Origin of the sequence: Pseudomonas sp. PDM19, assembly GCF_014852215.1 — a bacterium.
Taxonomy (GTDB): domain Bacteria; phylum Pseudomonadota; class Gammaproteobacteria; order Pseudomonadales; family Pseudomonadaceae; genus Pseudomonas.
In genome coordinates this window covers 1,048,015-1,071,761 of sequence record NZ_JACVBG010000003.1, presented here as the reverse complement: position 1 = coordinate 1,071,761, position 23,747 = coordinate 1,048,015, and the positions used below count along the sequence as shown (strand labels likewise).

Sequence of the window (23,747 nt, the reverse complement as noted above, 5' to 3'; positions counted from 1 at the left end):
TACAGGGATCAATGGGCCAGCCGTCGCGCCGGGTGTTTGAAGTCACCGGCGGGCCGCTGGCCGCGAGGAATTCCAGAGTAATAACAGGGTGTTACAGGATTCCGGCAGGGTTTTCCAGCAAGGCGCGCACCGGCCCGAAGGAGCGACGGTGGATGGGCGTCGGGCCCAGACGCTTTAGCGCCTCCAGGTGCACTGGCGTCGGGTAGCCCTTATGGCCGCCGATGCCGTAGCCGGGGTACTGCGCTTCCATTTCCTGCATCTCGCGGTCACGGCTGACCTTGGCCAGGATCGACGCGGCAGCGATGGCCGGCACCTTGGCGTCGCCCTGCACGACCGGCGCGGAAGGCACCTTCAGTTTCGGGCAGCGGTTGCCGTCGATCAGCGCCAGTTTCGGCGTGACGCTGAGGCCTTCCACCGCGCGCTGCATGGCGAGCATGGTGGCGTGGAGGATGTTCAGCTGGTCGATCTCGTGCACATCGGCACGGGCGATGCACCAGGCCAGGGCCTTTTCGCGGATCTCGTCGAACAGCGCCTCGCGGCGGGCCTCGCTGAGCTTCTTCGAGTCATTGAGCCCCTTGATCGGACGCGCCGGATCGAGGATCACTGCAGCGGTGACCACGGGGCCGCACAAGGGGCCACGACCGACCTCGTCGACACCAGCAACCAACTCTTCCACCAGGGTGAAGTCCAGGCCCATCTGCATCAGCGTTTCTCCACCAGGGCGAGCACCGCATCGGCGGCCTGCGCGGACGCGTCCTGGCGCAGGGCGCGATGGATGGCGTCGAAGGATTCGGTCTGCACACTGCCGTCGTCGAGCAGGGGCAACAAGGTCATGGCCAGCGCCTCTGGAGTCGCCGCATCCTGGATCAGCTCGGGCACCAGCAGGCGGCCGGCCATCAGGTTCGGCAGCGAGATGTACGGACTCTTCACCAGGCGCTTGAGGATGCGGTAGGTCATCGGCGCCACCTTGTAGGCGACGACCATCGGCCGCTTGTACAGCAGAGCTTCCAGCGTGGCGGTGCCGGAGGCGATCAGTACGGCGTCGCAGGCGGCGAACGCTTCGTGGGAAGCTCCGTCGAGCAATTGCACCGGCAGATCGCGACCCGCAAGCATTTCTTCGATCTGCACGCGGCGTTCGGGGCTCGCGCAAGGCAGCACGAAGCGCAGGCCAGGGCGATCCTGGAGCAGGCGCTGGGCGGTATCGAGGAACAACGCGCCGAGCTTGCCGACCTCCCCTCCCCGGCTACCGGGCAGGAGCGCGACGACGCTGGCTTCCTGCGGCAGCCCCAGACGCCCGCGCGCACCGGCGCGGTCGGCTTCCAGCGGAATGGTATTGGCCAGCGGATGCCCGACGAAACGCACCGGCACCGCATGTTCTTCGTAGAAACGCGCCTCGAAGGGGAAAAGCGCGAGCATCAGGTCGCAGGCTTCCTTGATCTTCAGCACACGCTTCTGCCGCCAGGCCCAGACCGAGGGGCTGACGTAGTGCACCGTACGGATGCCCGCGCGGCGCAGCTTCAATTCAAGAGTCAGGTTGAAGTCCGGCGCGTCGATGCCGATGAACACGTCCGGTTTGGCCGCGATCAGCATCTTCAGCAGGTCCTTGCGCCGGCGCAGCAGTTCGCGCAGGCGACCCAGCACCTCAACCAGGCCCATGACGGCCAGGCGCTCCATCGGGAAATGCGACCGCAACCCTTCGGCCTGCATGCGCGGGCCGCCGACGCCGATGAACTCGATGTCGGGGTGGCGCTGCTTGAGCGCCTGCATGAGGCCGGAGCCGAGGATATCGCCGGACGCCTCGCCCGCGACCAGGGCGACGCGCAGCTTGCGTGCGGTCGATTGCATGGTCAGCGGGTGATGCCGCGGGTGGAGCTCTGGATGGAGTCGCGGAACACCGCGACTTCCGGGAACTGCTCGGAGACTTCGGCCAGTTCGGCCAGCGCCTCGTCCACCGTCAGGCCCTGGCGGTAGACCACCTTGTAGGCACGGCGCAGCGCCTGGATCGATTCGGCGCTGAAACCGCGACGGCGCAGGCCCTCGAAGTTCATGCTGCGGGCCTCGGCGGGGTTGCCGAAGACTGTGACATAGGCCGGAACGTCCTTGCCGATGGTGGTGCCCATGCCGGAGAAGGCGTGCGCGCCAATGCGGCAGAACTGATGCACCAGGGTGTAGCCGGAGAGGATCGCCCAGTCATCCACATGCACATGCCCCGCCAGCGCGGTGTTGTTCACGAGGATGCAATGGTTGCCGATCACACTGTCGTGGCCGATATGCACATAGGCCATGAGCAAGTTGTGATCGCCGATGGTGGTTTCCGAGCGATCCTGGATGGTGCCGCGATGAATGGTCACACCTTCGCGGATCACATTGTTGTCACCGATCACCAGGCGAGTCGGTTCGCCCTTGTACTTCAGGTCGGGGGTATCTTCACCCACGCTGGAGAACTGGAAAATCCGATTGTGCTTACCGATCTTCGTGGGGCCTTTGACCACCACGTGCGGACCGATCACCGTACCTTCGCCGATCTCCACATCCGGCCCGACCATGGACCAGGGGCCCACTTCTACGTCGTCAGCCAGCTTTGCGCGCGGGTCGATGATGGCGCGAGGATCGATCAAACTCATAGTTTGCGTTCCGCACAGATGATTTCGGCCGAGCATACCGGCTTGTCATCGACGGTGGCATGGCAATCGAACTTCCAGATGCCACGCTTGACGCTCAGGAACTGGGCGTTGAGCTGCAACTGGTCGCCCGGCAGCACCGGCTGGCGGAAGCGCAGCTTGTCGGAGCCGACGAAGTAATACAGGGTGCCGTCGGCCGGCTTCACGTCGAGCATCTTGAAACCGAGGATGCCGGCCGCCTGGGCCATGGCCTCGATGATCAGCACGCCCGGCATGATCGGATGCTGCGGGAAGTGGCCATTGAAGAACGGCTCGTTGATGCTGACATTCTTGTAGGCGCGAATGCGCTTGCCTTCGATGTCCAGCTCGACCACCCGATCCACCAGCAGGAAGGGGTAGCGATGAGGCAGGTATTCGCGAATCTCGTTGATGTCCATCATGTTCAGGGGAGCCTGTTCAGAAAAGGGAAACGCCAAAAAATGCGTGGATCACGCATCTGATGGAGCGTCTCCGCTTGGGGTCACGGCGGCCACGCGCTTTTCCAGCTGCTGCAGACGACGGGCCATGTCATCCAGCTGACGAATGCGCGCGGCACTCTTCTTCCATTCAGCCGCAGGCTGCATGGCGGTACCGGACGAGTAGGAGCCCGGTTCGGTGATCGAACGGGTCACCATGGTCATCCCGGTGACGAAGACGTTGTCACAAATCTCGATGTGGCCGACCAGGCCGACACCGCCAGCAAGCATGCAGTGCTTGCCGATCTTGGCGCTGCCGGAAATCCCGCAGCAGCCGGCCATGGCAGTGTGATCACCGATCTGCACGTTGTGGGCGATCATGATCTGGTTGTCCAGCTTCACGCCATTGCCCACCAGGGTATCGGACAGCGCACCACGGTCGATGGTGGTGTTGGCGCCGATCTCGACGTCGTCACCCAGGGTCACGCCGCCAATCTGGGCGATCTTCTGCCAGATGCCCTTGTGGTTGGCGAAGCCGAAGCCCTCCCCCCCCAGCACGGCGCCGGACTGGATCACCACGCGCTTGCCAATGCGCACGTCGTGGTAGAGCGTCACGCGGGGCGCAAGCCAACCACCGTCGCCAACCACGCTGCGCGCACCGACGAAGCAGTGGGCACCGATGGTGACGTTGGCACCGATCTGCGCACCGGCCTCGATCACGGCATAGGGGCCGACACTGGCGCTCGCGTCGACCTGCGCACCTTCATCGACCACCGCAGTGGGATGAATGCCGACCGGCGCCTTGGGCTTGCGGTCGAACTGGTGGGACAGGCCGGCATAGGCCAGGTAGGGATTGGGGACGATCAGCGCGTTGCCGGTAAAGCCCTCGGCGTCAGCAGTAGTCAGCAAAATGGCGCTGGCCTGGCTGCCTTCGAGGAACTTGCGGTACTGCGGATTGGCCAGGAAGCTCAGCTGACCGGCGCCTGCGTCCTGCAGGGTAGCCAGCCCGCTGATCACCTGAGCGGGATCGCCGCGCAACTCGGCATCGAGTTGCGCAGCCAGTTCGGCGAGGGTAAAGGACAGCTCGGTCATCATCAGCGCAGTTGGTTCATGCGCTCGATGACTTGGCGGGTGATGTCGTACTGCGGCTTGACGTCGACCACGGCACCACGCTCGACCACGAGGTCATAACCACCTTTTTTGATGGTTTCCTCGACGGCCTGGTCCAGCTTCGGCTTGAGCTTCTTCAGCATGTCGCGGTCGGCGACGGCCTTGGCTTCGTTCAGCTCCTTGGACTGGAACTGGAAGTCACGGGCCTTCTGCTTGAAGTCACCTTCGGCCTTGTCGCGCTCGGAAGCGGACATCTTGCTGCCGCCGTTGACCAGCTTGTCCTGCAGGGCCTTGGCATCGGTTTCCAGGGCCTTGAGCTTGGTCAGCTGGGGGCCGAACTTCTTCTCGGCATCCACGGCGTACTGCTTGGCCGCATCCGACTCGAGGAGTGCCATCTGATAGTTGAGCACCGCGATCTTCATGTCGGCGAACGCGGGGCTCGCTGCCAGGGCGGCGGTGATCAGGACGAACTGGGTCAACTTACGCACAATGCACTCCTGCACAAAGCATGGTTGTCATTACAACGATACGGCCAATTAGAAGGTCTGCCCGAGGGAGAACTGGAAGATCTGGGTTTCGGCGTTATCCGGTTTCTTGATCGGCGTCGCCAGGCTGAAACTCAGCGGGCCCAGCGCGGTGATCCAGGTCAGGCCGACACCCGCGGACATAGCCATGTCCTGGAACTTGACGCCATCGCAACCCTGCGTGGAAGACGTCGGGCAATCGGTATCGAACACGTTACCGATGTCATAGAACAGCACGGTACGTAGTTGGCGCTGATCCTTGACGAACGGCAGCGGGAACAGCAGCTCGGCGCCGCCGGTGATCAGGATGTTACCACCGAAGGCTTCCGGATCCTGATCCGGGTCGGTGTAGCGGCCTTTACTATCCGGACCGCCACTAGCCATCTGCGACCCATCCGCATTGCGCGCAATACTCGGGGTGCTACGCGGACCAAGGGAGCTGTCCTTGAAGCCACGCACCGAGTTGAAGCCACCAGCGTAGTAGTTCTCGTAGAACGGCAGGCGATCGGTATCACCGTAGGCGCCGCCGTAACCCAGCTCGGTGTGGAAGCGCATGGTGTAGGTTTCAGTCAGCGGCGCGAAGATCTGGCCACGGTAGTCGAGCTTGTAGAACGACAGGTCGCTGCCCGGAACAGTGGTTTCCAGCACCAGACTCTGCGAGTGACCGCGGTTCGCCAGCACGCCCTTGTTCAGGGTCGACTCGGACCAGCCGATGGACGCCTTGAAGTTGGTGAAGCTGTCGCCTTCCTTCTCGATGAAGTCGAAGATCTCGTCGACGGTATAGGCGCCAGTGTCGATGTCATCGCGCTGCACGGTCAGGCCGTAGGTCAGGCGCGAGGTCTCACTGATCGGGTAGCCGATGCTGACGCCGGCACCCAGGCTGTTCACCGAGTAGCTGGAAACGTCGACATCGAGCTCGTCGTAGTCGGTCTTGCGGTAGAAGGCGTTGTAACCCAGGCTCACGCCGTCGACGGTCCAGTAGGGGTCGACGAAGCCGAAGTTGTAGCGTGTCTGGTAATCGGACTTGGTCAGGCCGATGCTGACCTTGTTACCGGTACCCAGGAAGTTGTTCTGGCTGATCGAGCCGCCGAGGATCAGACCGGCGCTCTGGGCGAAGCCCACGCTCGCGGTGATCGAGCCGGACGGTTGCTCTTCCACGCTGTAGTTGACGTCGACCTGGTCGTCGGTGCCCGGAACAGCCGGGGTTTCGACGTTGACTTCCTTGAAGTAGCCCAGGCGCTCGAGACGCTGCTTGGACTGGTCGATCAGGTAGGTCGAGGCCCAGCCGCCTTCCATCTGGCGCATTTCGCGACGGAGTACTTCGTCCTCGGTCTTGGTGTTGCCACGGAAGTTGATGCGGTTGACGTAGGCGCGCTTGCCCGGATCGACCACGTAGGTGATCGATACGGTCTTGTTCTCGTCGTTCGGCTCGGGAACACCGTTGACGTTGGCGAAGGTATAACCCTCGTTACCCAGGCGACGGGTGATCAGGTCGGAGGTGGTGGTCATCACCTTGCGGGAGAACACCTGCCCCTTCTTCACCAGCAGGAGCTTCTTCACTTCGTCTTCCGGCACTTTCAGGTCGCCGGAGAGCTTCACGTCGCTGACGGTGTACTTCTCGCCTTCGTTGACGTTGACGGTGATGTAGACGTGCTTCTTATCCGGGGTAATGGACACCTGGGTGGAGGCGATATCCATGTGGATGTAGCCACGGTCCAGGTAGTACGAACGCAGACGTTCCAGGTCGCCGGAGAGCTTCTCGCGGGAGTACTTGTCGTCGTTCTTGAAGAAGGACAGCCAGTTGGTGGTCTTCAGCTCGAACAGGTCGGTCAGGTCTTCCTCGGAGAAGACGGTGTTGCCCACCACGTTGACATGGGCGATGGCCGCCACGGTGCCTTCGTTGATGTTGATCTTCAGCGCGACGCGGTTGCGCGGCTGCGGCACGACTTCGGTCTCGATCTCGGCGGAGTAGCGGCCCTGGGCCACGTACTGGCGCTGCAGCTCGTTGCGCACGCCCTCGAGGGTCGCACGCTGGAAGATTTCGCCTTCGGAGAGGCCGGACTGCTTCAGACCCTTCATCAGGTCTTCGGTGGTGATGGCCTTGTTGCCCTCGATCTCGATGCTGGAGATGGACGGACGCTCGACCACATTGACGATCAGCACATTGCCATCACGGCTGAGCTGAATGTCCTGGAAGAAGCCGGTCTTGAACAGCGAGCGGGTCGCTTCGACCAGGCGGCGATCGTCGATCTGCTCGCCGACGTTCAGCGGCAGGGCCGCGAACACGCTGCCGGCAGACACGCGCTGCAGGCCGTTGACCCGGATATCGGAAACAGTGAAGGACTCGGCGTGAACCTGGGCGATCATCAGCGCGGAAAGGGCCGCGGGAAGCAGAAAGCGTTTCATGGAGTCCTTTTATTCCAACTGACAAATAGAGAATCTGCCGCAAAGGGCGGCAGATCCGAAAACCAACGGGCGGTTACAGTCGACTCAGATCGTTGACCAGGGCCAACAACATGACCCCGACTACCAGGCTGATGCCAATCTGCATCCCCCAAGCCTGGACCCGCTCCGACAGTGGGCGACCTCGCACCCACTCGACCATGTAGAACAGCAGATGCCCGCCATCGAGGACGGGAATCGGCAACAGGTTGAGAACCCCCAAGCTGATGCTCAGATAGGCGAGGAAATGCAGAAAATCCCCTACGCCGGACTGGGCTGAAGCGCCCGCCACTTTAGCAATGGTTATCGGCCCGCTCAAGTTTTTTACCGAGAGCTGCCCGAGCACCATTTTCTTTAGAGAATCCAGAGTTAGCAGGCTCATGGACCAGGTTCGGGAGAGCGCCTGCCCCACCGCAGCCACCGGCCCATAGCTCACTTCGCGGAGCATTTCCGGCGGCCACTGACCACCGGCGACACCCGCGCCCAGGTAGCCGGTACGGGCCTTGCCCTCCCCTTTGGCCGCCAGGGTCAGGGCAAGCTCCTCGCGCTGGCCTGCGCGCTCGATACCCAGCGTCACCTTGCCTTCAGGCATGGCGCGGACACGCGAGACAACTTCCTGCCAATCCGTGACCAACTGACCATCCAGACTGACGAGCCGGTCACCAATCTGCAGGCCGGCAGCCTTGGCAGGTCCTTTTTCATCCAGTTCAGCGATCACCGGTGCGACAGCGGGTCGCCAGGGCTGGATTCCCAGACCACCGATGGGATCGGGATTGTCTTCGTTCTTCAGCCAGGAACTGATGCGCACCTGGTGCACGACCGGAGCGCTCGAACCCTGCTCCAGCACCGAAACGCTCAGCTCGCCGGTTTCACCGAGACGGCGCACCAGCTGCAGGTTGACGCCGCTCCAGCCGTCGACGGCCTCGCCATCCACCGCCACGACTTCCTGGCCGGACGCCAGACCGGCGATGGCCGCGGGACTGTTCGCCACCACGGAACCGATGATCGGCTTGATCTGCTGACTGCCCAGCATGGCCAGGACCCAGAAGAACAGGATGGCCAGCAGGAAGTTGGCGATCGGACCCGCCGCAACGATGGCGATGCGCTGGAATACGGTCTTGCGATTGAAGGCGCGGTCGAGCAGCTCGGCGGGAACATCGCCTTCCCGCTCATCGAGCATCTTCACGTAGCCGCCCAGCGGAATGGCAGCGACAACGAACTCGGTGCCCTGGCGATCGTGCCAGCGCACCAGCGGCGTGCCGAAGCCCACGGAGAAGCGCAGGACCTTGACCCCGCAGCGGCGGGCGACCCAGAAGTGTCCGAACTCGTGGAAGGTGACCAGTACGCCCAAGGCGACAATCAGTCCCACCACCATATAAAGGGCGCTCATCGCTACCTCCTCGGGCTCAATGCCCGCGCTCCTGCAACCACGCCTGTGCGGCGCCGCGTGCACGCTGGTCGGCCGCCAGCACCGCATCGAGCGATTCGACCGGTGTGCGCGCCTCGCAGTTCAGCACTTCGTCGATGATAACCGGGATATCCGTGAAGCGGATGCGCCGCTCGAGGAACGCCGCGACGGCCACCTCGTTCGCCGCATTGAGCATCGCAGGCACGCTACCACCCGCCTCGGCGGCCTGCCGCGCCAGGCGCAGACAGGGGAAACGCTGCTCATCGGGCGCACTGAAGTCCAGGCGAGCGATGGAGAACAGGTCCAGTGGCGAGACACCGGAGTCGATTCGCTGCGGCCAGGCCAGGGCGTGGGCGATGGGGGTCCGCATATCCGGATTGCCCAACTGTGCGAGCACCGAGCCATCGACGTAGTCCACCAGGGAGTGGATCACGCTCTGAGGGTGGATCACCACCTCGACCTTCGACGGCGCGGCATCGAACAGCCAGCAAGCCTCGATCAGCTCCAGGCCCTTATTCATCATGCTGGCCGAATCGACGGAAATCTTCCGCCCCATCGACCAGTTGGGGTGTGCGCAAGCCTGCTCCGGGGAAACCCGGGCCAACTGCTCCAGCGGCGTTTCGCGGAACGGGCCACCCGAGGCCGTCAGCAGGATACGACGCACACCGACCTCACCCAGGCCGCGAGCGTAGTCCGCCGGCATGCACTGGAAGATCGCATTGTGCTCGCTGTCGATGGGCAGCAGGACGGCGCCGCTGGCTCGCACCGCATCCATGAACAGGGCGCCGGACATCACCAACGCTTCTTTATTGGCCAGCAAGACCCGCTTGCCAGCCTCGACGGCTGCCAGAGTAGGTTTCAGACCCGCAGCGCCAACGATGGCCGCCATCACCGCGTCCACTTCCGGATGAGCGGAAATCTCGCAAAGACCGGCCTCGCCGACCAGCACCCGGACCTCGAGCCCCGCAGAGCGCAGGCGTTCCTGCAAAGCACGCGCCTGCTCAGCCTCCGGCACGACGACGAAGCGCGGCTGGTGGCGCAGGCAAAGCGCCTCGAGCTCAGCCAGGCGGGAAAAGCCGCTGAGCGCGAAGACGCGATAACGATCAGGATGACGCCCGATGACGTCGAGGGTACTGAGGCCGATCGACCCGGTCGCCCCCAGCACGGTAATCCACTGCGGATGACTCACGGCGTACCCCAACCCACGGCCCAAAGCAGCGCAGTGAACACCGGGATGGCTGCGGTCAGGCTGTCGATGCGGTCCAGCACGCCACCATGACCCGGCAGCAGGTTGCTGCTGTCCTTGAGCCCGGACTGGCGCTTGAACATGCTTTCGGTCAGGTCACCGATGACCGACAAGGCCACCACGATGGCCGCACACGGCAGCGCCAGCAGCAGTTCACGCACAGTCCAGTCACGGTAGATGGCGACAGCAACGGTGATCGCCAGGCACAGCGCCATGCCGCCGAAGAAGCCTTCCCAGCTCTTGCCCGGGCTGACGCGCGGGGCGAGCTTGCGCTTGCCGAAGGCCTTGCCGGAGAAGTAGGCGCCGATGTCGGCAGCCCAGACCAGCACCATCACGGCAACGATCAGCCAGTTGGACAGCGGCCATTGCTTGAGCAATACCAGCCCTTGCCAGGCCGGCAGCAGGATCAGCAGGCCGATCAGCAGGCGACGCCAACGGCCGCCCCAGCTCGACGCACTATCCGGATAGGTCAGCACCATGACGGTCGCGAGCGCCCACCAGAGCAGTGCCAGTACCAGGACTGCACCTGCCAGCTGCGGCAACCAGGCCAATACCAGCATCAGAACGGCCACCACGGCGGCATAGCCGACGCGGGCGGGTTGTTCGTTGTAGCCCGCCAGCCGCGCCCATTCCCAGGCACCCAGGCTGACCACCAGACCGATGAACAGCGAGAAGGCCGCACCATCGAGCAGGAAGAAACCACCCAGCGCGATCGGCAACAGGATCAGCGCCGTGATGATTCGTTGTTTCAACATTTCGGGGGCGCCTCGGCCTCGACCTGCTCACTGGTCTTGCCGAAACGGCGCTGACGAGAGGCGTAGTCCTGCAACGCAGCCTGCATGGCTTCGTGCTTGAAGTCGGGCCAGTAGAGATCGGAGAAATACAGCTCGGCATAAGCCAGCTGCCAGAGAAGGAAATTGCTGATGCGGTGCTCGCCACCGGTACGGATGCACAGGTCGGGCAGCGGCTGGTCAGCAGTGGAGAGACAACCCTGGATCAACTCCGGAGTGATGTCCTCTGCCGCCAGATGGCCGGCCTGCACTTCACGGGCGAGACGCTGGGCCGCCTGGGTGATATCCCACTGGCCACCGTAGTTCGCCGCCACCTGCAGCAGCATGCTGCTGCCATTGGCGGTCAGCGCCTCGGCCTCGCGCATCGCCGCCTGCAAGTCAGGAGCAAAGCGACTGCGGTCGCCGATGATGCGCAGGCGGATGCCGTTGGCACTGAGCTTGCGCACCTCACGGCGCAGCGCCATGAGGAACAGCTCCATCAGCGCACCGACCTCTTCCGCCGGGCGCTGCCAGTTCTCGCTGGAAAAGGCGAACAGCGTCAGCACCTCGACGCCCGCCTCGGCGCAGGTTTTGATGACCGCACGAACGGCATCCACGCCAGCTTTGTGCCCGGCAACACCGGGCATGAAACGTTTCTTTGCCCAGCGGTTGTTGCCGTCCATGATGATCGCCACGTGCCGAGGCACGGGCGTCACCTGCTTGGTCTTTTCCATGACGAGAGCCCGGCCGTCAAACGGCCATCAGGTCCGCTTCCTTGGCCTCGAGGGCCTTTTCGATCTCGGCGACGAACTTGTCGGTGATCTTCTGCACATCGTCACCAGCGCGGCGCTCTTCGTCCTCGCTGATTTCCTTCTCTTTCTGCAGATCCTTCAGCTGTGCCAGTGCGTCGCGGCGGATGTTGCGCACGGAAACACGGGCCTGCTCGGCCTCGGCGCGAGCCTGCTTGGTGAAGCCCTTGCGGGTCTCCTCGGTCAGCGCCGGCATCGGTACGCGAATGGTGGTACCGGCGGTCGCCGGGTTCAGGCCCAGGTCGGAGGTCATGATGGCCTTCTCGACCGCCTGGATCATGCTCTTGTCGAACACGCTCAGAGCCAGGGTACGGGAGTCTTCCACGGTGACGTTGGCCACCTGGCGCAGCGGAGTGTCGGAACCGTAGTAGGACACCATCACGCTATCCAGGATGCTCGGGTGCGCTCGGCCGGTACGAATCTTGGCGAAGGCATGGCCCAGGGCTTCCAGGGTTTTGCCCATACGATCCTGCGCTTCCTTCTTGATCTCGTTGATCATCTCAATCCTCCTCGATCAGGGTGCCTTCAGCACCACCTACAACAATATTCAGCAGCGCGCCGGGCTTGTTCATGTTGAACACGCGCAGCGGCATTTTCTGGTCCCGGCACAGGCAGATGGCGGTGAGGTCCATCACACCCAGCTTGCGATCGAGCACTTCATCGTACGTCAGACGTTCGAACTTCTCGGCATTCGGGTCCTTGAACGGGTCGGCAGTGTACACGCCGTCCACCTTGGTCGCCTTGAGTACTACGTCAGCATCTATTTCGATGGCACGCAGGCAGGCGGCGGAATCGGTGGTGAAGAACGGGTTGCCGGTACCGGCGGAGAAGATCACCACTTCGCCACTCTTCAGGTGACGCATGGCCTTGCGGCGGTCGTAGTGATCGGTCACGCCGACCATGGAAATGGCGGACATGACGATGGCGGTGATGTTGGAGCGCTCCAGGGCATCACGCATGGCCAGGCCGTTCATCACGGTGGCGAGCATGCCCATGTGGTCGCCGGTGACGCGATCCATGCCGGCCGCGGACAGCGCCGCGCCACGGAAAAGGTTGCCACCACCGATCACCAGGCCGACCTGCACGCCGATACCGACGAGCTGGCCGATCTCCAGCGCCATGCGGTCCAGCACCTTGGGATCGATGCCGAACTCCTCGGAGCCCATCAGGGCTTCGCCGCTCAGTTTTAGAAGAATGCGTTTATAGCGAGGTTGACGAGCGCTCAGCTGCTGAGCCATGACCTTTTTCTCCTGCGGCGATTGAATGCTGTGCGCCTTGTGGGCGCTTGGCGGAAAGCTTGGACCAGCCAGCCTTACGGCGCTCTTAAACCCGCCTTGCGGGCCCGCGCCGTGGAAACCGCCCCTTTTGGCTTCCCCAGTTTGGCAAAGAGGCCGCGCGCGTTAGCGGGCAGCCTCTTGCGGGGCGACAGTCGTGAGACTGTCTATTACTGCTTGGAAGCGGCTACTTGAGCAGCAACCTCGGCAGCAAAGTCAGCTTCGACTTTCTCGATGCCTTCGCCTACTTCGAAGCGAACGAAAGAAACGATTTCGGCGCCGGCTTTCTTGGCCAGGTCACCAACCTTGACTTCCGGATCCTTGACGAACGCTTGTTCGACCAGGCTGGCTTCGGCCAGGAACTTCGAGATACGGCCTTTGACCATGTTCTCGACGATGTTTTCCGGCTTGCCAGCGATCTTGTCGGCGTTCAGAGCGAGGAAGATTTCCTTCTCTTTGGCCACGGCTTCTTCGGAAACCTGCGACGGATCGAGGAACTGCGGGTTGCTGGCAGCGACGTGCATGGCGATGTCGCGAGCCAGTTCAGCGTTGCCGCCCTTCAGGGTGACCAGAACGCCGATGCGGTGGCCGTGCAGGTAGGCGCCAACCACTTCGCCTTCGGTACGAGCCAGGCGACGGATGTTGACGTTCTCGCCGCACTTGGCGACCAGGGCTTCACGGGCCGGCTCTTGTTCCGCGATCAGCGGAGCAGCATCGGTCAGCTTCTGGGCAACCGCCTTGTCCAGGCTGGCAGCGACGAAGTTCTTGAAGTCGTCCTGCAGGGCCAGGAAGTCGGTCTGCGAGTTGACTTCGATGATGGTGGCCGATTTGCCGTCGTCAGCCACTTTGGCGGCGATGGCGCCTTCGGCGGCGATGTTGCCAGCCTTCTTGGCAGCCTTGATGGCGCCCGAAGCGCGCATGTCGTCGATGGCCTTCTCGATATCGCCTTCGGCGGCTACCAGTGCCTTCTTGCACTCCATCATGCCCTGGCCGGTACGCTCACGCAGTTCCTTGACCAGTGCTGCAGTAATTTCTGCCATTTCGAAATCCTCTTGAGTTGTTCTCAAAACCAGATCGCCCGGATACCCGGGCGGAATTCTCAGGGTGGCAAAAAGGGGGCCTAGCCCCCTTCCTGCTCACCGTAGGACGTCTGGACGTCCTGGAATCAGCCTTCGGCGGATTCGGCCGGTGCTTCTTCGACGAACTCGTCAGCAGTCACGCCGCCGGCATTCTTGCCGCGCAGGACGGCTTCAGCCATCGAGCCCAGGTACAGCTGCACGGCGCGGATGGCGTCGTCGTTACCCGGGATAACATAGTCAACGCCTTCCGGGCTGCTGTTGGTATCGACGATGCCGATAACCGGGATGCCCAGCTTGTTGGCTTCGGTGATAGCAATGCGCTCGTGGTCAACGTCGATCACGAACAGAGCGTCCGGCAGGCCGCCCATGTCCTTGATGCCGCCCAGGCTGCGATCCAGTTTTTCCAGATCACGGGAGCGCATCAGAGCTTCTTTCTTGGTCAGTTTGGCGAAGGTGCCGTCCTGGGACTGCACTTCCAGCTCGCGCAGACGCTTGATCGACTGACGGATGGTCTTGTAGTTGGTGAGCATGCCGCCCAGCCAACGGTGGTCGACGTACGGCATGCCGCAACGGGCAGCTTCTTCGCGAACGATCTTGCCGGCGGAACGCTTGGTGCCGACGAACAGGATCTTGTTCTTGCCCTGGGCCAGGCGCTCAACGAAGGTCAGAGCCTCGTTGAACATCGGCAGGGTTTTTTCGAGGTTGATGATGTGGATCTTGTTACGCGCGCCGAAAATGAACTTGCCCATTTTCGGGTTCCAGTAACGGGTCTGGTGGCCGAAGTGCACACCGGCCTTCAGCATATCGCGCATATTGACTTGGGACATGATAGTTCCTCGATAAGTCGGGTTAGGCCTCCATGCATCCCAACGGCCAACCCTCCGACTGTGTCGAAAGGCACCCAGGCCATCGTGTCGATGCATGTGTGGGTTAATGCCCCGAAATGGCCGTAGCCTTCAGAGCGGGGCGCTTTATACCACAACCATGGCCAGAACAAAACCCGAAAGGACGCCCGGCACCTCTCCTGCCGCCTCGCCTGAGCAGCCCCTCGGCCGCCTGCCCTTAAAAAGGCGCCAAATCTGATAGACTTGCGTATTCCTCTCATTTACCCGCGCGTACGCAGCGCCTGAAGAGAAGTCGCATGACCGTCACCATCAAGACGCCCGAAGACATCGAGAAAATGCGCGTCGCCGGCCGTCTGGCCGCCGAAGTGCTGGAAATGATCGGCGAGCACGTCAAGCCCGGCGTCACCACCGACGAACTGGACCGCATCTGCCACGACTACATCGTCAATGTGCAGAAGGCCATTCCCGCGCCGCTGAACTACAAGGGCTTCCCCAAGTCCATCTGCACCTCGATCAACCACGTGGTGTGCCACGGCATCCCCAATGAGAAGCCGCTCAAGGAAGGTGACATCGTCAATATCGACGTCACCGTGATCAAGGATGGCTACCACGGCGACACCAGCAAGATGTTCTCCGTGGGCAAGACCCCGGAATGGGCCGATCGCCTGTGCCAGATCACCCAGGAATGCATGTACAAGGGCATCGACGTGGTCAAGCCGGGCGCGCGCCTGGGTGACATCGGCGAAGTGATCCAGAAGTACGCCGAGAAGAACGGCTTCTCCGTGGTGCGCGAGTACTGCGGCCACGGCATCGGCCAGGTGTTCCACGAAGAGCCCCAGGTACTGCATTACGGCCGCGCCGGCACCGGCCTGGAGCTCAAGGAAGGCATGATCTTCACCATCGAGCCGATGATCAACCAGGGCCGCCCGGAAACCCGTTTGCTGGGCGACGGCTGGACCGCCATCACCAAGGACCGCAAGCTGTCCGCACAGTGGGAGCACACCGTGCTGGTCACCGCCGACGGCTACGAGATCCTGACCCTGCGTAACGACGAAAGCTTCCCGCGCACCTCGGCCTGAGGCGCGGTTTGCAATCTCGCCGACGGCTGGGTAGAACATAGAAATCCCGGCCCGGCACAGCCATCGGGCCTGGCGCCATGCGCGCAGGCCCGGTTGCCCTCTTGCCCCTGCCCTCCCCTAAGCCATTGATCAGGAAGGCCGCCATGCCGCAGGTGGATCCCGAGTTGTTCGACCGTGGGCAGTTCCAGGCGGAACTGGCCCTCAAATCCAGCCCCATCGCCGCCTTCAAGAAGGCCATTCGTCAGGCCAACGAGGTGCTCGACGCCCGCTTCAATGGCGGCCGCGACATCCGCCGACTGATCGAGGACCGCGCCTGGTTCGTCGACCAGATCCTGCAGCAGGCCTGGAACCGCTTCGACTGGGGCGACGACGCCGACATCGCGCTGGTTGCCGTGGGCGGCTACGGGCGCGGCGAATTGCACCCGCATTCGGACATCGACCTGCTGGTCCTGCTCGACAGCGAGGACCAGGAAAGCTTCCGCGAGCCGATCGAGGGCTTCCTCACCCTGCTCTGGGACATCGGCCTGGAAGTGGGCCAGAGCGTGCGCTCGGTCGCCGAGTGCGCCGAGGAAGCGCGCGCCGATCTCACCGTGGTCACCAACCTGATGGAATGCCGGACCATCTCCGGCCCGGACAGCCTGCGCCTGCGCATGCTCGAAGCCACCAGCACGAAACAGATGTGGCCCAGCGGGCAGTTCTACCTGGCCAAGCGCAAGGAACAGATTCACCGCCACACCAAATACAACGACACCGAATACAACCTCGAACCCAACGTGAAGGGTTCGCCCGGCGGTCTGCGCGACATCCAGACACTGCTCTGGGTCGCCCGCCGCCACTTCGGCAGCCTCAACCTGCATGCCCTGGTCCGCGAAGGCTTCCTGGTGGAAAGCGAATGTGCAGTGCTTGCCTCCAGCCAGGAATTCCTCTGGAAGGTCCGCTACGCCCTGCACATGCTCGCTGGCCGCGCCGAAGACCGTCTGCTGTTCGACCATCAGCGGCGCATCGCCGGGCTGCTCGGCTATGAAGGCAACGACGCCAAGCTGGCTGTCGAGCGCTTCATGCAGAAGTACTACCGCGTGGTGATGGCCGTTTCCGAGCTGAACGATCTGATCACCCAGCACTTCGAGGAAGTGATCCTGCGCGCCGGCGAGAACGGCCAGATCCAGTCGCTCAACAGCCGTTTCCAGCTGCGCGACGGCTATCTCGAAGTCACCCACGCCAACGTCTTCAAGCGCACCCCGTTCGCCCTGCTGGAAATCTTCGTGCTGCTGGCCCAGCACCCGGAGATCAAGGGCGTGCGCGCCGACACCATTCGCCTGCTGCGCGACAGCCGTCACCTGATCGACGACGACTTCCGCCACGACATCCGCAACACCAGCCTGTTCATCGAGCTGTTCAAGTGTCAGGAAGGCATCCACCGCAACCTGCGGCGAATGAACCGCTACGGCATTCTTGGCCGCTACCTGCCGGAGTTCGGCCTGATCGTCGGGCAGATGCAGCACGACCTGTTCCACATCTATACGGTCGACGCGCACACCCTCAACCTGATCAAGCACCTGCGCAAGCTGCGCCGCCCGGACATGGCGGAGAAATATCCGCTGGCCAGCAAGATCATGGAGCGCCTGCCCAAGCCCGAGCTGATCTACATCGCCGGCCTCTACCACGACATCGCCAAGGGCCGCGGCGGCGATCACTCGGAACTGGGCGCGGTGGACGCCGAGCACTTCTGCCAGCGCCACCAGCTGCCGCCGTGGGACACCAACCTGGTGTCCTGGCTGGTGCAGAACCACCTGATCATGTCGACCACGGCCCAGCGCAAGGACCTGTCCGACCCGCAGGTGATCTACGACTTCGCCCAGCTGATGGGCAACCAGACCTACCTGGACTACCTCTACGTGCTCACCGTGGCCGACATCAACGCCACCAACCCGACGCTGTGGAACTCCTGGCGCGCCAGCCTGCTGCGCCAGCTCTACACCGAGACCAAGCGCGCACTGCGGCGCGGCCTGGAGAACCCGGTGGACCGCGAGGAGCAGATTCGCCAGACGCAGAGCGCGGCCATCGACATCCTGGTGCGCGGCGGCATCGACCAGGACGATGCCGAGCAGCTCTGGAGCCAGCTGGGCGACGACTACTTCCTGCGCCACAGCGCCGCCGACGTGGCGTGGCACACCGAAGCCATCCTCCAGCACCCGGACGACGGCACCCCGCTGGTGCTGATCAAGGAAACCGCCCAGCGCGAATTCGAGGGCGGCACGCAGATATTCATCTACGCCGGTGACCAGCACGACTTCTTCGCCGTGACCGTGGCGGCGATGGACCAGCTCAACCTGAACATTCAGGACGCGCGGATCATCACTTCCACCAGCCTGTTCACCCTCGACACCTACATAGTGCTCGATGCCGATGGCGGCTCGATAGGCAATAATCCCAGCCGGGTCGAGGAAATTCGCGAGGGTCTGGTCAACGCCCTGAAGGACCCGGACGAGTATCCGACCATCATCCAGCGCCGCGTGCCGCGCCAGCTCAAGCACTTTGCCTTCAACCCGCAGGTGACCATCTCCACCGACGCGGCCCGCCAGGTCAGCGTGCTGGAAGTCACCGCGCCCGATCGCCCCGGCCTGCTGGCGCGCATCGGAGGGCTGTTCCTGGACTTCGACCTGTCGGTACAGAACGCCAAGATCGCCACCCTGGGCGAGCGCGTGGAGGACGTGTTCTTCGTCACCGATGCGCACAACCAGCCGCTCTCCGACCCGGAGCTGTGCAAGCGCATCCAGACGGCCCTGGTGGACATCCTCTCGGATGGCGGCCAGCCGAGCATGCCGGTGCGCATCAGCATCTAGCCCCCATTCAGTCAGAATCAGTCGTCAGAATCAGAAAGAAAGAGCCTTGCCATGAACCCTGCCCTCGACTCGCTCCAGCCCTACCCCTTCGAGAAGCTCCGCGCCCTGCTGGCCGGCGCCCAGCCGCCGGCTGAGCTGAAGCCCATCGCGCTGTCCATCGGCGAACCCAAGCACCGCTCACCGGACTTCGTCGCCAAGGCCCTGGCCGACAGCCTCGACCAGCTGGCCGTCTACCCGACCACCCTGGGCATCCCCGCCCTGCGCGAAGCCATCGCTGCCTGGTGCGAGCGCCGCTTCAAGGTGCCGGCCGGCTGGCTGGACGCCGCGCGCCACGTGCTGCCGGTGAACGGCACCCGTGAAGCGCTGTTCGCCTTCACCCAGACCGTGGTGGACCGCAACGCCAAGGGCCTGGTGATCAGCCCGAACCCGTTCTACCAGATCTACGAAGGCGCAGCCCTGCTGGCCGGCGCGGAGCCGCACTACCTGCCCTGCCTGGAAGACAACGGCTTCAACCCGGACTTCGACGCCGTCCCGGCGGACGTCTGGGCGCGCTGCGAGATCCTCTTCCTCTGCTCGCCGGGCAACCCCACCGGCGCGCTGGTTCCGCTGGAAACCCTGAAGAAGCTGATCGCCCTGGCCGACGAGCACGATTTCGTGATCGCCGCCGACGAGTGCTACAGCGAGCTGTACTTCGACGAACAGAACTCGCCGGCCGGCCTGCTGACCGCCTGCGCCGAACTGGGCCGCTCGGATTTTGCGCGCTGCGTGGTGTTCCACAGCCTGTCCAAGCGCTCCAACCTGCCGGGCCTGCGCTCGGGCTTCGTCGCCGGCGATGCCGAAGTACTGAAGAAATTCCTCCTGTACCGCACCTACCACGGCTGCGCCATGCCGGTTCAGACCCAGCTGGCCAGCGTCGCGGCCTGGAACGACGAGGACCACGTGCGCGCCAACCGCGACCTGTACCGCGAGAAGTTCGACGCCGTGCTGGACATCCTCGGCGGCGTGCTCGACGTGCAGCGCCCGGACGGCAGTTTCTACCTTTGGGCGAAAACTCCGGTGGCCGACACCGAGTTCTGCCGCGGCCTGTTCGACCAGCAGCACGTCACCGTGGTGCCGGGCTCCTACCTGTCCCGCGAAGTGAACGGCGAGAACCCCGGCGCCAACCGCGTGCGCATGGCGCTGGTGGCCCCGCTGGCGGAATGCGTGGAAGCAGCCGAGCGCATCAAGCAGTACGTGAAAAGCCTCTGACGCTGCACCGCCCCTTGTAGGAGTGGGTCATGCCCGCGATCGCGCCCACGGGGCGCTCCTACAGGGGATCCGCTACACCCAGCGCCCCGCCTTGCTGGTCACCCAGGCCTCCTGGTTATCCAGCTCGCCCAGCACCTCGCGCATGGTCTCGTCGTCGATCTCGTGCTCGCGGCGCATCCGGTAAAGCTCCAGCCGCTGCGCGCGCAGTGCCTTGATGCGCAGCGCCTGGTCAGCCAGCTCCAGGGCGCGGGCGCGCTCGCGGGCCTCCTTGTTGTCCGGCGCCGGGTCCAGCTCGTGGCGATATTCGGCCATCAGCCTGGCCTTCATCTCCGCCAGCCGCGCCGTCTCGTCGGCATCGCCGCCACCCTCGCTGGCAGGCACCTCCTCGCTCTCCAGCATGTGAATGGCCGCTGCCGCGGTCTTGCGCCAGACCCCCTGCACCTCCAGCTCGCGCTGGTCGTTGCTGGCCGCCGGCAAGCCACGCAACAGGATCGGCAGGCCAATGGTGGCCGCAATCAGCGACACCAGGATCACCCCGGCAGCGATGAAGATGATCAGGTCACGCTGCGGGAAGGCCGAACCGTCCAGCAACAGCAAAGGAACCGACAGCACGCCGGCCAGGGTCACCGCCCCGCGCACTCCGCTCAGCGCGGAGATCGCCGACAGCCGCAGCACTGGCTCGCCCGGTTTGCCGCCCAGCTCGATGCCCCACCACTGCTCGAAGCGCACGGAAATCTTCCAGTAGCACCAGACCCAGCCAAAGCGCAGCGCGAGCAGCACGGCGAATACCGCGAACACGTAGAAGGCCAGCAGCGACGAGCGCCACATCACGTCGTCGGCGTGATGCGCGACGGACTTGAGGATGTCCGGCAGTTGCAGCCCCAGCAGCAGGAACACCACGCCGTTGAAGGTGAACTCCAGCATCGACCAGACGCTGCGGTTGAGCAGGCGGGTGTTGGTCTGCCGGGGCAGCAGGTCGACCCAGCTCTGCATCATGCCGGCCGCCACCGCCGCGAGGATGCCGGAGACGCCCAACTCCTCGGCGATCATGTAGCAGGCGAAGGGCAACAGCAGCATCAGCACCACATGGGTGGCCGGGTCATCCCAGCCGCGGCGGATCATCCAGGCGCGGATGCGCCCCAGCAGCCAGCTGAGGAACACGCCGCTGGCAAGGCCGCCGACTGCCACCAGGAGGAAGTTCAGGCTGGCGTCCACCAGCGAGAAGGTGCCGGTCAGGGCAGCGGCGATGGCGAACTTGAACGCCACAAGGCCAGAAGCGTCGTTCATCAGCGCCTCGCCCTGCAGCACATGCATCAGGCGCTTGGGCAGACGGTTCTGGGCAATCGCCGAGACCGCCAGCGCATCGGTCGGTGACAGTACCGCCGCGAGGGCAAAGGCCGCGGCCCAGGGAATCTCGGGGATCAGCAGGTGGATGAACACGCCGCCGCCGACCACGGTAAACAGCACCAGGGCGAAGGCCAGGGTGAGGATCGGCCAGCGCATCTTCCAGAACTCGCCCTTGGGCATGCGCCAACCATCAGCGAACAGCAGCGGCGGGATGAAAAGGAACATGAAAAGTTCCGGGTCCAGCCCCACATGCAGCCCCAGGCTCGGCCAGGCCAGCATCGCTCCGGCGGCGATCTGGATCAGCGGCAGCGGCAGCGGGATCAGCTGCGCCGCAAGCCGCGTTCCCCCCACGACCAGCAGCAGGATGAGTACGGTGTAAACGGTTTGCATCGACGAACTCCCAGCACAGCTCTCCATTGAAGCACCCGTAGCGCGGCGGATCAGCCCCGCAATGGGCAAAAAACTGTTGCAAACGACCGACCTCCCGGCGGCGTCCCGCAAGCGCTGCGGAAATGGCATAATCCCGCGCCTGAAAAATGCATCGAAAAGGAGTAGCGCCCCGTGAGTGAGCGGACGCTGTATGGAATCAAGGCTTGCGACACCATGAAGAAAGCCCGCGTGTGGCTGGAAGAGCATGGCGTCGACTACGCCTTCCACGACTACAAGAGTAGCGGCATCGACCGCGAACACCTGCGCCAGTGGTGCACCGAGCATGGCTGGGAAACCGTCCTGAACCGCGCCGGCACCACCTTCCGCAAGCTCGACGACGCGCAGAAGGCCGATCTCGACCAGGACAAGGCCATCGAACTGATGGTCGCCCAGCCGTCGATGATCAAGCGTCCGGTGCTGGACCTGGGTGACCGCACCCTGGTCGGCTTCAAGCCCGACGCCTACGCCGCCGCGCTGGCCTGAGCAGCACCACGATGAGCATCGCCTGGGCCCTGTTCCTTCCCGCCTGCTTCGCCCTGAACCTGGCGCCGGGACCGAACAACCTGCTGTCGCTGAACAACGCCGCACGCTTCGGCCTGCTGCGCGCCACCGTCGCGGGCGGCGGCCGGCTGGTCGCCTTCGCCGGCATGCTGGCCCTGGCCGCCTCCGGCCTGGCGCTGGTGCTGCAGGCATCGGCCTGGCTGTTCCTGGCGATCAAGCTGGTGGGCGCCGGTTACCTGTTGTGGCTGGCCGTACAGCTGTGGCGTGCCCCGACGGCGAACCTGTCGGTGGACGGCACCCCGGCTCCCGCCACCAGCCTGTGGCGCCTGGCTCGCCAGGAGTTCTGGGTGGCCGCCGGCAATCCCAAGGCAATCCTCATCTTCACCGCTTTCCTGCCGCAGTTCGTCGATCCGCGTCAGGCCGTGGGCGCCCAGTTCGCCCAACTCGGCGCAGCCTTCCTGCTTCTGGAATGGCTGGCCATCGCCCTTTACGGGCTCGCCGGGGTCCGCCTCGGCAAGCTGCTCGCCGGCGCACGCGCCCGGCGCCTGTTCAACCGTGGTTGTGCCGCGCTGCTGGGCAGCGCCGGGCTGGGCCTGCTGCTCAGCCGCCGTCCGGCCTGACCGACTTCATTCGCCAAGAACCTCTTTGCAAGGAAATACCCACATGTCGAAATCCCTGTTCAGCATCGCTTTCGGTGTCGGCACCCAGAACCGCCAGGGCAACTGGCTGGAAGTCTTCTACGCGCAGCCGCTGCTGAACCCCAGCGCCGAACTGGTCGCTGCCATCGCCCCGCTGCTGGCCTACGAAGGCGGCAACCAGGCGATCGCCTTCACCGCTCACCAGGCCTACCAGCTGGCCGACGCCGTCGAGACCGTCGACGCCGCCCAGGCAGCCCTGCTCAACCGCCTGGCCGAGAGCCAGAAGCCGCTGGTCGCCACCCTGCTGGCCGAAGACGCCGCCCCCAGCTCCACCCCGGAGGCGTACCTGAAGCTGCACCTGCTGTCGCACCGTCTGGTCAAGCCCCACGGCCTGAACCTGACCGGCATCTTCCCGCTGCTGCCCAACGTCGCCTGGACCAACCAGGGCGCCGTCGACCTGGCCGAACTGGCCGAACTGCAACTGGAAGCGCGCCTGAAGGGCAAGCTGCTGGAAGTCTTCTCCGTCGACAAATTCCCGAAGATGACCGACTACGTGGTCCCGGCCGGCGTGCGCATCGCCGACACCGCCCGTGTGCGCCTGGGCGCCTACGTCGGTGAAGGCACCACCGTGATGCACGAAGGCTTCGTCAACTTCAACGGCGGCACCGAAGGCCCGGGCATGATCGAAGGCCGCGTCTCCGCTGGCGTGTTCGTCGGCAAGGGTTCGGACCTGGGCGGCGGCTGCTCCACCATGGGCACCCTGTCCGGCGGCGGCAACATCGTCATCAGCGTCGGCGAAGGCTGCCTGATCGGCGCCAACGCCGGCATCGGCATTCCGCTGGGCGACCGCAACATCGTCGAGGCGGGCCTGTACGTCACCGCCGGCACCAAGATCGCAGTGCTGGACGACCAGAACAACCTGGTGAAAGTGGTCAAGGGCCGCGACCTCGCCGGCCAGGCTGACCTGCTGTTCCGTCGCAACTCCCAGACCGGCGCAGTCGAGTGCAAGACCAACAAGACTGCCATCGAGCTGAACGAGGCGCTGCACGCGCACAACTAAGCTGAGCGCCCCGCTCGCG

General features: G+C 64.0%; 22 protein-coding genes. 6 read left to right on the top strand and 16 right to left on the bottom strand.

Annotated features, from left to right (window positions below):
* Positions 1-91 precede the first annotated feature (91 nt).
* The 15 genes from rnhB to rpsB form a co-directional block, all read right to left on the bottom strand.
* Entirely contained in the window at positions 92-703 is a 612-nt protein-coding gene (rnhB, locus tag IB273_RS20890; RefSeq protein WP_081517898.1) for a ribonuclease HII, read from the bottom strand.
* Positions 703-1,845, bottom strand: a complete 1,143-nt coding sequence (lpxB, locus tag IB273_RS20885; protein ID WP_192224924.1) for a lipid-A-disaccharide synthase — start codon at positions 1,843-1,845, stop codon at positions 703-705. The genes rnhB and lpxB overlap by 1 nt, the downstream gene beginning before the upstream one ends.
* Positions 1,846-1,847: 2 nt before the next feature.
* Positions 1,848-2,624, bottom strand: a complete 777-nt coding sequence (gene lpxA, locus IB273_RS20880; protein ID WP_081517896.1) for an acyl-ACP--UDP-N-acetylglucosamine O-acyltransferase — start codon at positions 2,622-2,624, stop codon at positions 1,848-1,850.
* Positions 2,621-3,061, bottom strand: a complete 441-nt coding sequence (fabZ, locus tag IB273_RS20875; protein WP_081517895.1) for a 3-hydroxyacyl-ACP dehydratase FabZ — start codon at positions 3,059-3,061, stop codon at positions 2,621-2,623. Before fabZ ends, lpxA begins: the two co-directional genes overlap by 4 nt.
* Positions 3,062-3,109: 48 nt before the next feature.
* Positions 3,110-4,171, bottom strand: a complete 1,062-nt coding sequence (gene lpxD, locus IB273_RS20870) for a UDP-3-O-(3-hydroxymyristoyl)glucosamine N-acyltransferase (RefSeq protein WP_192224923.1) — start codon at positions 4,169-4,171, stop codon at positions 3,110-3,112.
* The gene (locus IB273_RS20865; RefSeq protein WP_081517893.1) at positions 4,171-4,674 is read right to left on the bottom strand and encodes an OmpH family outer membrane protein; all 504 of its coding nucleotides are present in this window, start codon (positions 4,672-4,674) and stop codon (positions 4,171-4,173) included. Before IB273_RS20865 ends, lpxD begins: the two co-directional genes overlap by 1 nt.
* A 48-nt stretch (positions 4,675-4,722) precedes the next feature.
* Positions 4,723-7,116, bottom strand: a complete 2,394-nt coding sequence (gene bamA / locus IB273_RS20860) for an outer membrane protein assembly factor BamA (RefSeq protein ID WP_192224922.1) — start codon at positions 7,114-7,116, stop codon at positions 4,723-4,725.
* Positions 7,117-7,189: 73 nt separating this feature from the next.
* Positions 7,190-8,542: a sigma E protease regulator RseP gene (gene rseP / locus IB273_RS20855; protein ID WP_192224921.1), complete on the bottom strand. Its 1,353-nt coding sequence runs from the start codon at positions 8,540-8,542 to the stop codon at positions 7,190-7,192.
* Between the two features lie 16 nt (positions 8,543-8,558).
* On the bottom strand, positions 8,559-9,749 hold the full coding sequence (gene ispC, locus IB273_RS20850) for a 1-deoxy-D-xylulose-5-phosphate reductoisomerase (RefSeq protein WP_192224920.1): 1,191 nt from the start codon (positions 9,747-9,749) through the stop codon (positions 8,559-8,561).
* Positions 9,746-10,561 (bottom strand): phosphatidate cytidylyltransferase, encoded by an 816-nt coding sequence (locus IB273_RS20845; protein WP_192224919.1) that lies wholly within the window; start codon positions 10,559-10,561, stop codon positions 9,746-9,748. Before IB273_RS20845 ends, ispC begins: the two co-directional genes overlap by 4 nt.
* Complete coding sequence (gene uppS / locus IB273_RS20840) at positions 10,555-11,310, bottom strand: polyprenyl diphosphate synthase (RefSeq protein ID WP_151186274.1); 756 nt, start codon at positions 11,308-11,310, stop codon at positions 10,555-10,557. Before uppS ends, IB273_RS20845 begins: the two co-directional genes overlap by 7 nt.
* A gap of 16 nt (positions 11,311-11,326) precedes the next feature.
* Positions 11,327-11,884 carry a ribosome recycling factor gene (gene frr, locus IB273_RS20835; protein WP_045210004.1) on the bottom strand — a complete coding sequence of 186 codons (558 nt, stop codon included), beginning with the start codon at positions 11,882-11,884 and terminating at the stop codon, positions 11,327-11,329.
* Position 11,885: 1 nt separating this feature from the next.
* Complete coding sequence (pyrH, locus tag IB273_RS20830; RefSeq protein ID WP_017521181.1) at positions 11,886-12,623, bottom strand: UMP kinase; 738 nt, start codon at positions 12,621-12,623, stop codon at positions 11,886-11,888.
* A gap of 206 nt (positions 12,624-12,829) precedes the next feature.
* The gene (gene tsf, locus IB273_RS20825) at positions 12,830-13,699 is read right to left on the bottom strand and encodes a translation elongation factor Ts (protein WP_017521180.1); all 870 of its coding nucleotides are present in this window, start codon (positions 13,697-13,699) and stop codon (positions 12,830-12,832) included.
* A 125-nt stretch (positions 13,700-13,824) separates the two neighbouring features.
* Entirely contained in the window at positions 13,825-14,565 is a 741-nt protein-coding gene (gene rpsB, locus IB273_RS20820) for a 30S ribosomal protein S2 (RefSeq protein WP_045210003.1), read from the bottom strand.
* A gap of 299 nt (positions 14,566-14,864) precedes the next feature.
* Between rpsB and map the strand changes: the two genes are divergently transcribed.
* The 3 genes from map to dapC all read left to right on the top strand — a co-directional run bounded on the left by map (position 14,865) and on the right by dapC (position 19,753).
* A complete protein-coding gene (map, locus tag IB273_RS20815; protein ID WP_225594795.1) occupies positions 14,865-15,662 on the top strand; it encodes a type I methionyl aminopeptidase in 798 nt (265 codons plus the stop codon).
* A gap of 143 nt (positions 15,663-15,805) precedes the next feature.
* Positions 15,806-18,505, top strand: a complete 2,700-nt coding sequence (locus IB273_RS20810; RefSeq protein WP_192224918.1) for a [protein-PII] uridylyltransferase — start codon at positions 15,806-15,808, stop codon at positions 18,503-18,505.
* 51 nt (positions 18,506-18,556) lie between these two features.
* On the top strand, positions 18,557-19,753 hold the full coding sequence (gene dapC, locus IB273_RS20805; protein ID WP_192224917.1) for a succinyldiaminopimelate transaminase: 1,197 nt from the start codon (positions 18,557-18,559) through the stop codon (positions 19,751-19,753).
* Between the two features lie 72 nt (positions 19,754-19,825).
* On the opposite strand, the gene IB273_RS20800 is transcribed toward dapC, so the two are convergent.
* Positions 19,826-21,490, bottom strand: coding sequence for a Na+/H+ antiporter (locus tag IB273_RS20800; protein WP_192224916.1), 1,665 nt, complete (start codon positions 21,488-21,490; stop codon positions 19,826-19,828).
* 171 nt (positions 21,491-21,661) lie between these two features.
* On the opposite strand from IB273_RS20800, the gene IB273_RS20795 reads away from it, so the two are divergent.
* From IB273_RS20795 to dapD, 3 genes are read left to right on the top strand one after another with little or no spacing between them, the layout of a single operon-like run.
* Positions 21,662-22,012, top strand: coding sequence for an ArsC family reductase (locus tag IB273_RS20795; protein WP_081517882.1), 351 nt, complete (start codon positions 21,662-21,664; stop codon positions 22,010-22,012).
* Positions 22,013-22,023: 11 nt separating this feature from the next.
* The gene (locus IB273_RS20790; protein WP_081517881.1) at positions 22,024-22,650 is read left to right on the top strand and encodes a LysE family translocator; all 627 of its coding nucleotides are present in this window, start codon (positions 22,024-22,026) and stop codon (positions 22,648-22,650) included.
* Between the two features lie 43 nt (positions 22,651-22,693).
* The gene (gene dapD / locus IB273_RS20785; RefSeq protein ID WP_081517880.1) at positions 22,694-23,728 is read left to right on the top strand and encodes a 2,3,4,5-tetrahydropyridine-2,6-dicarboxylate N-succinyltransferase; all 1,035 of its coding nucleotides are present in this window, start codon (positions 22,694-22,696) and stop codon (positions 23,726-23,728) included.
* The last annotated feature ends 19 nt before the right edge of the window (positions 23,729-23,747 follow it).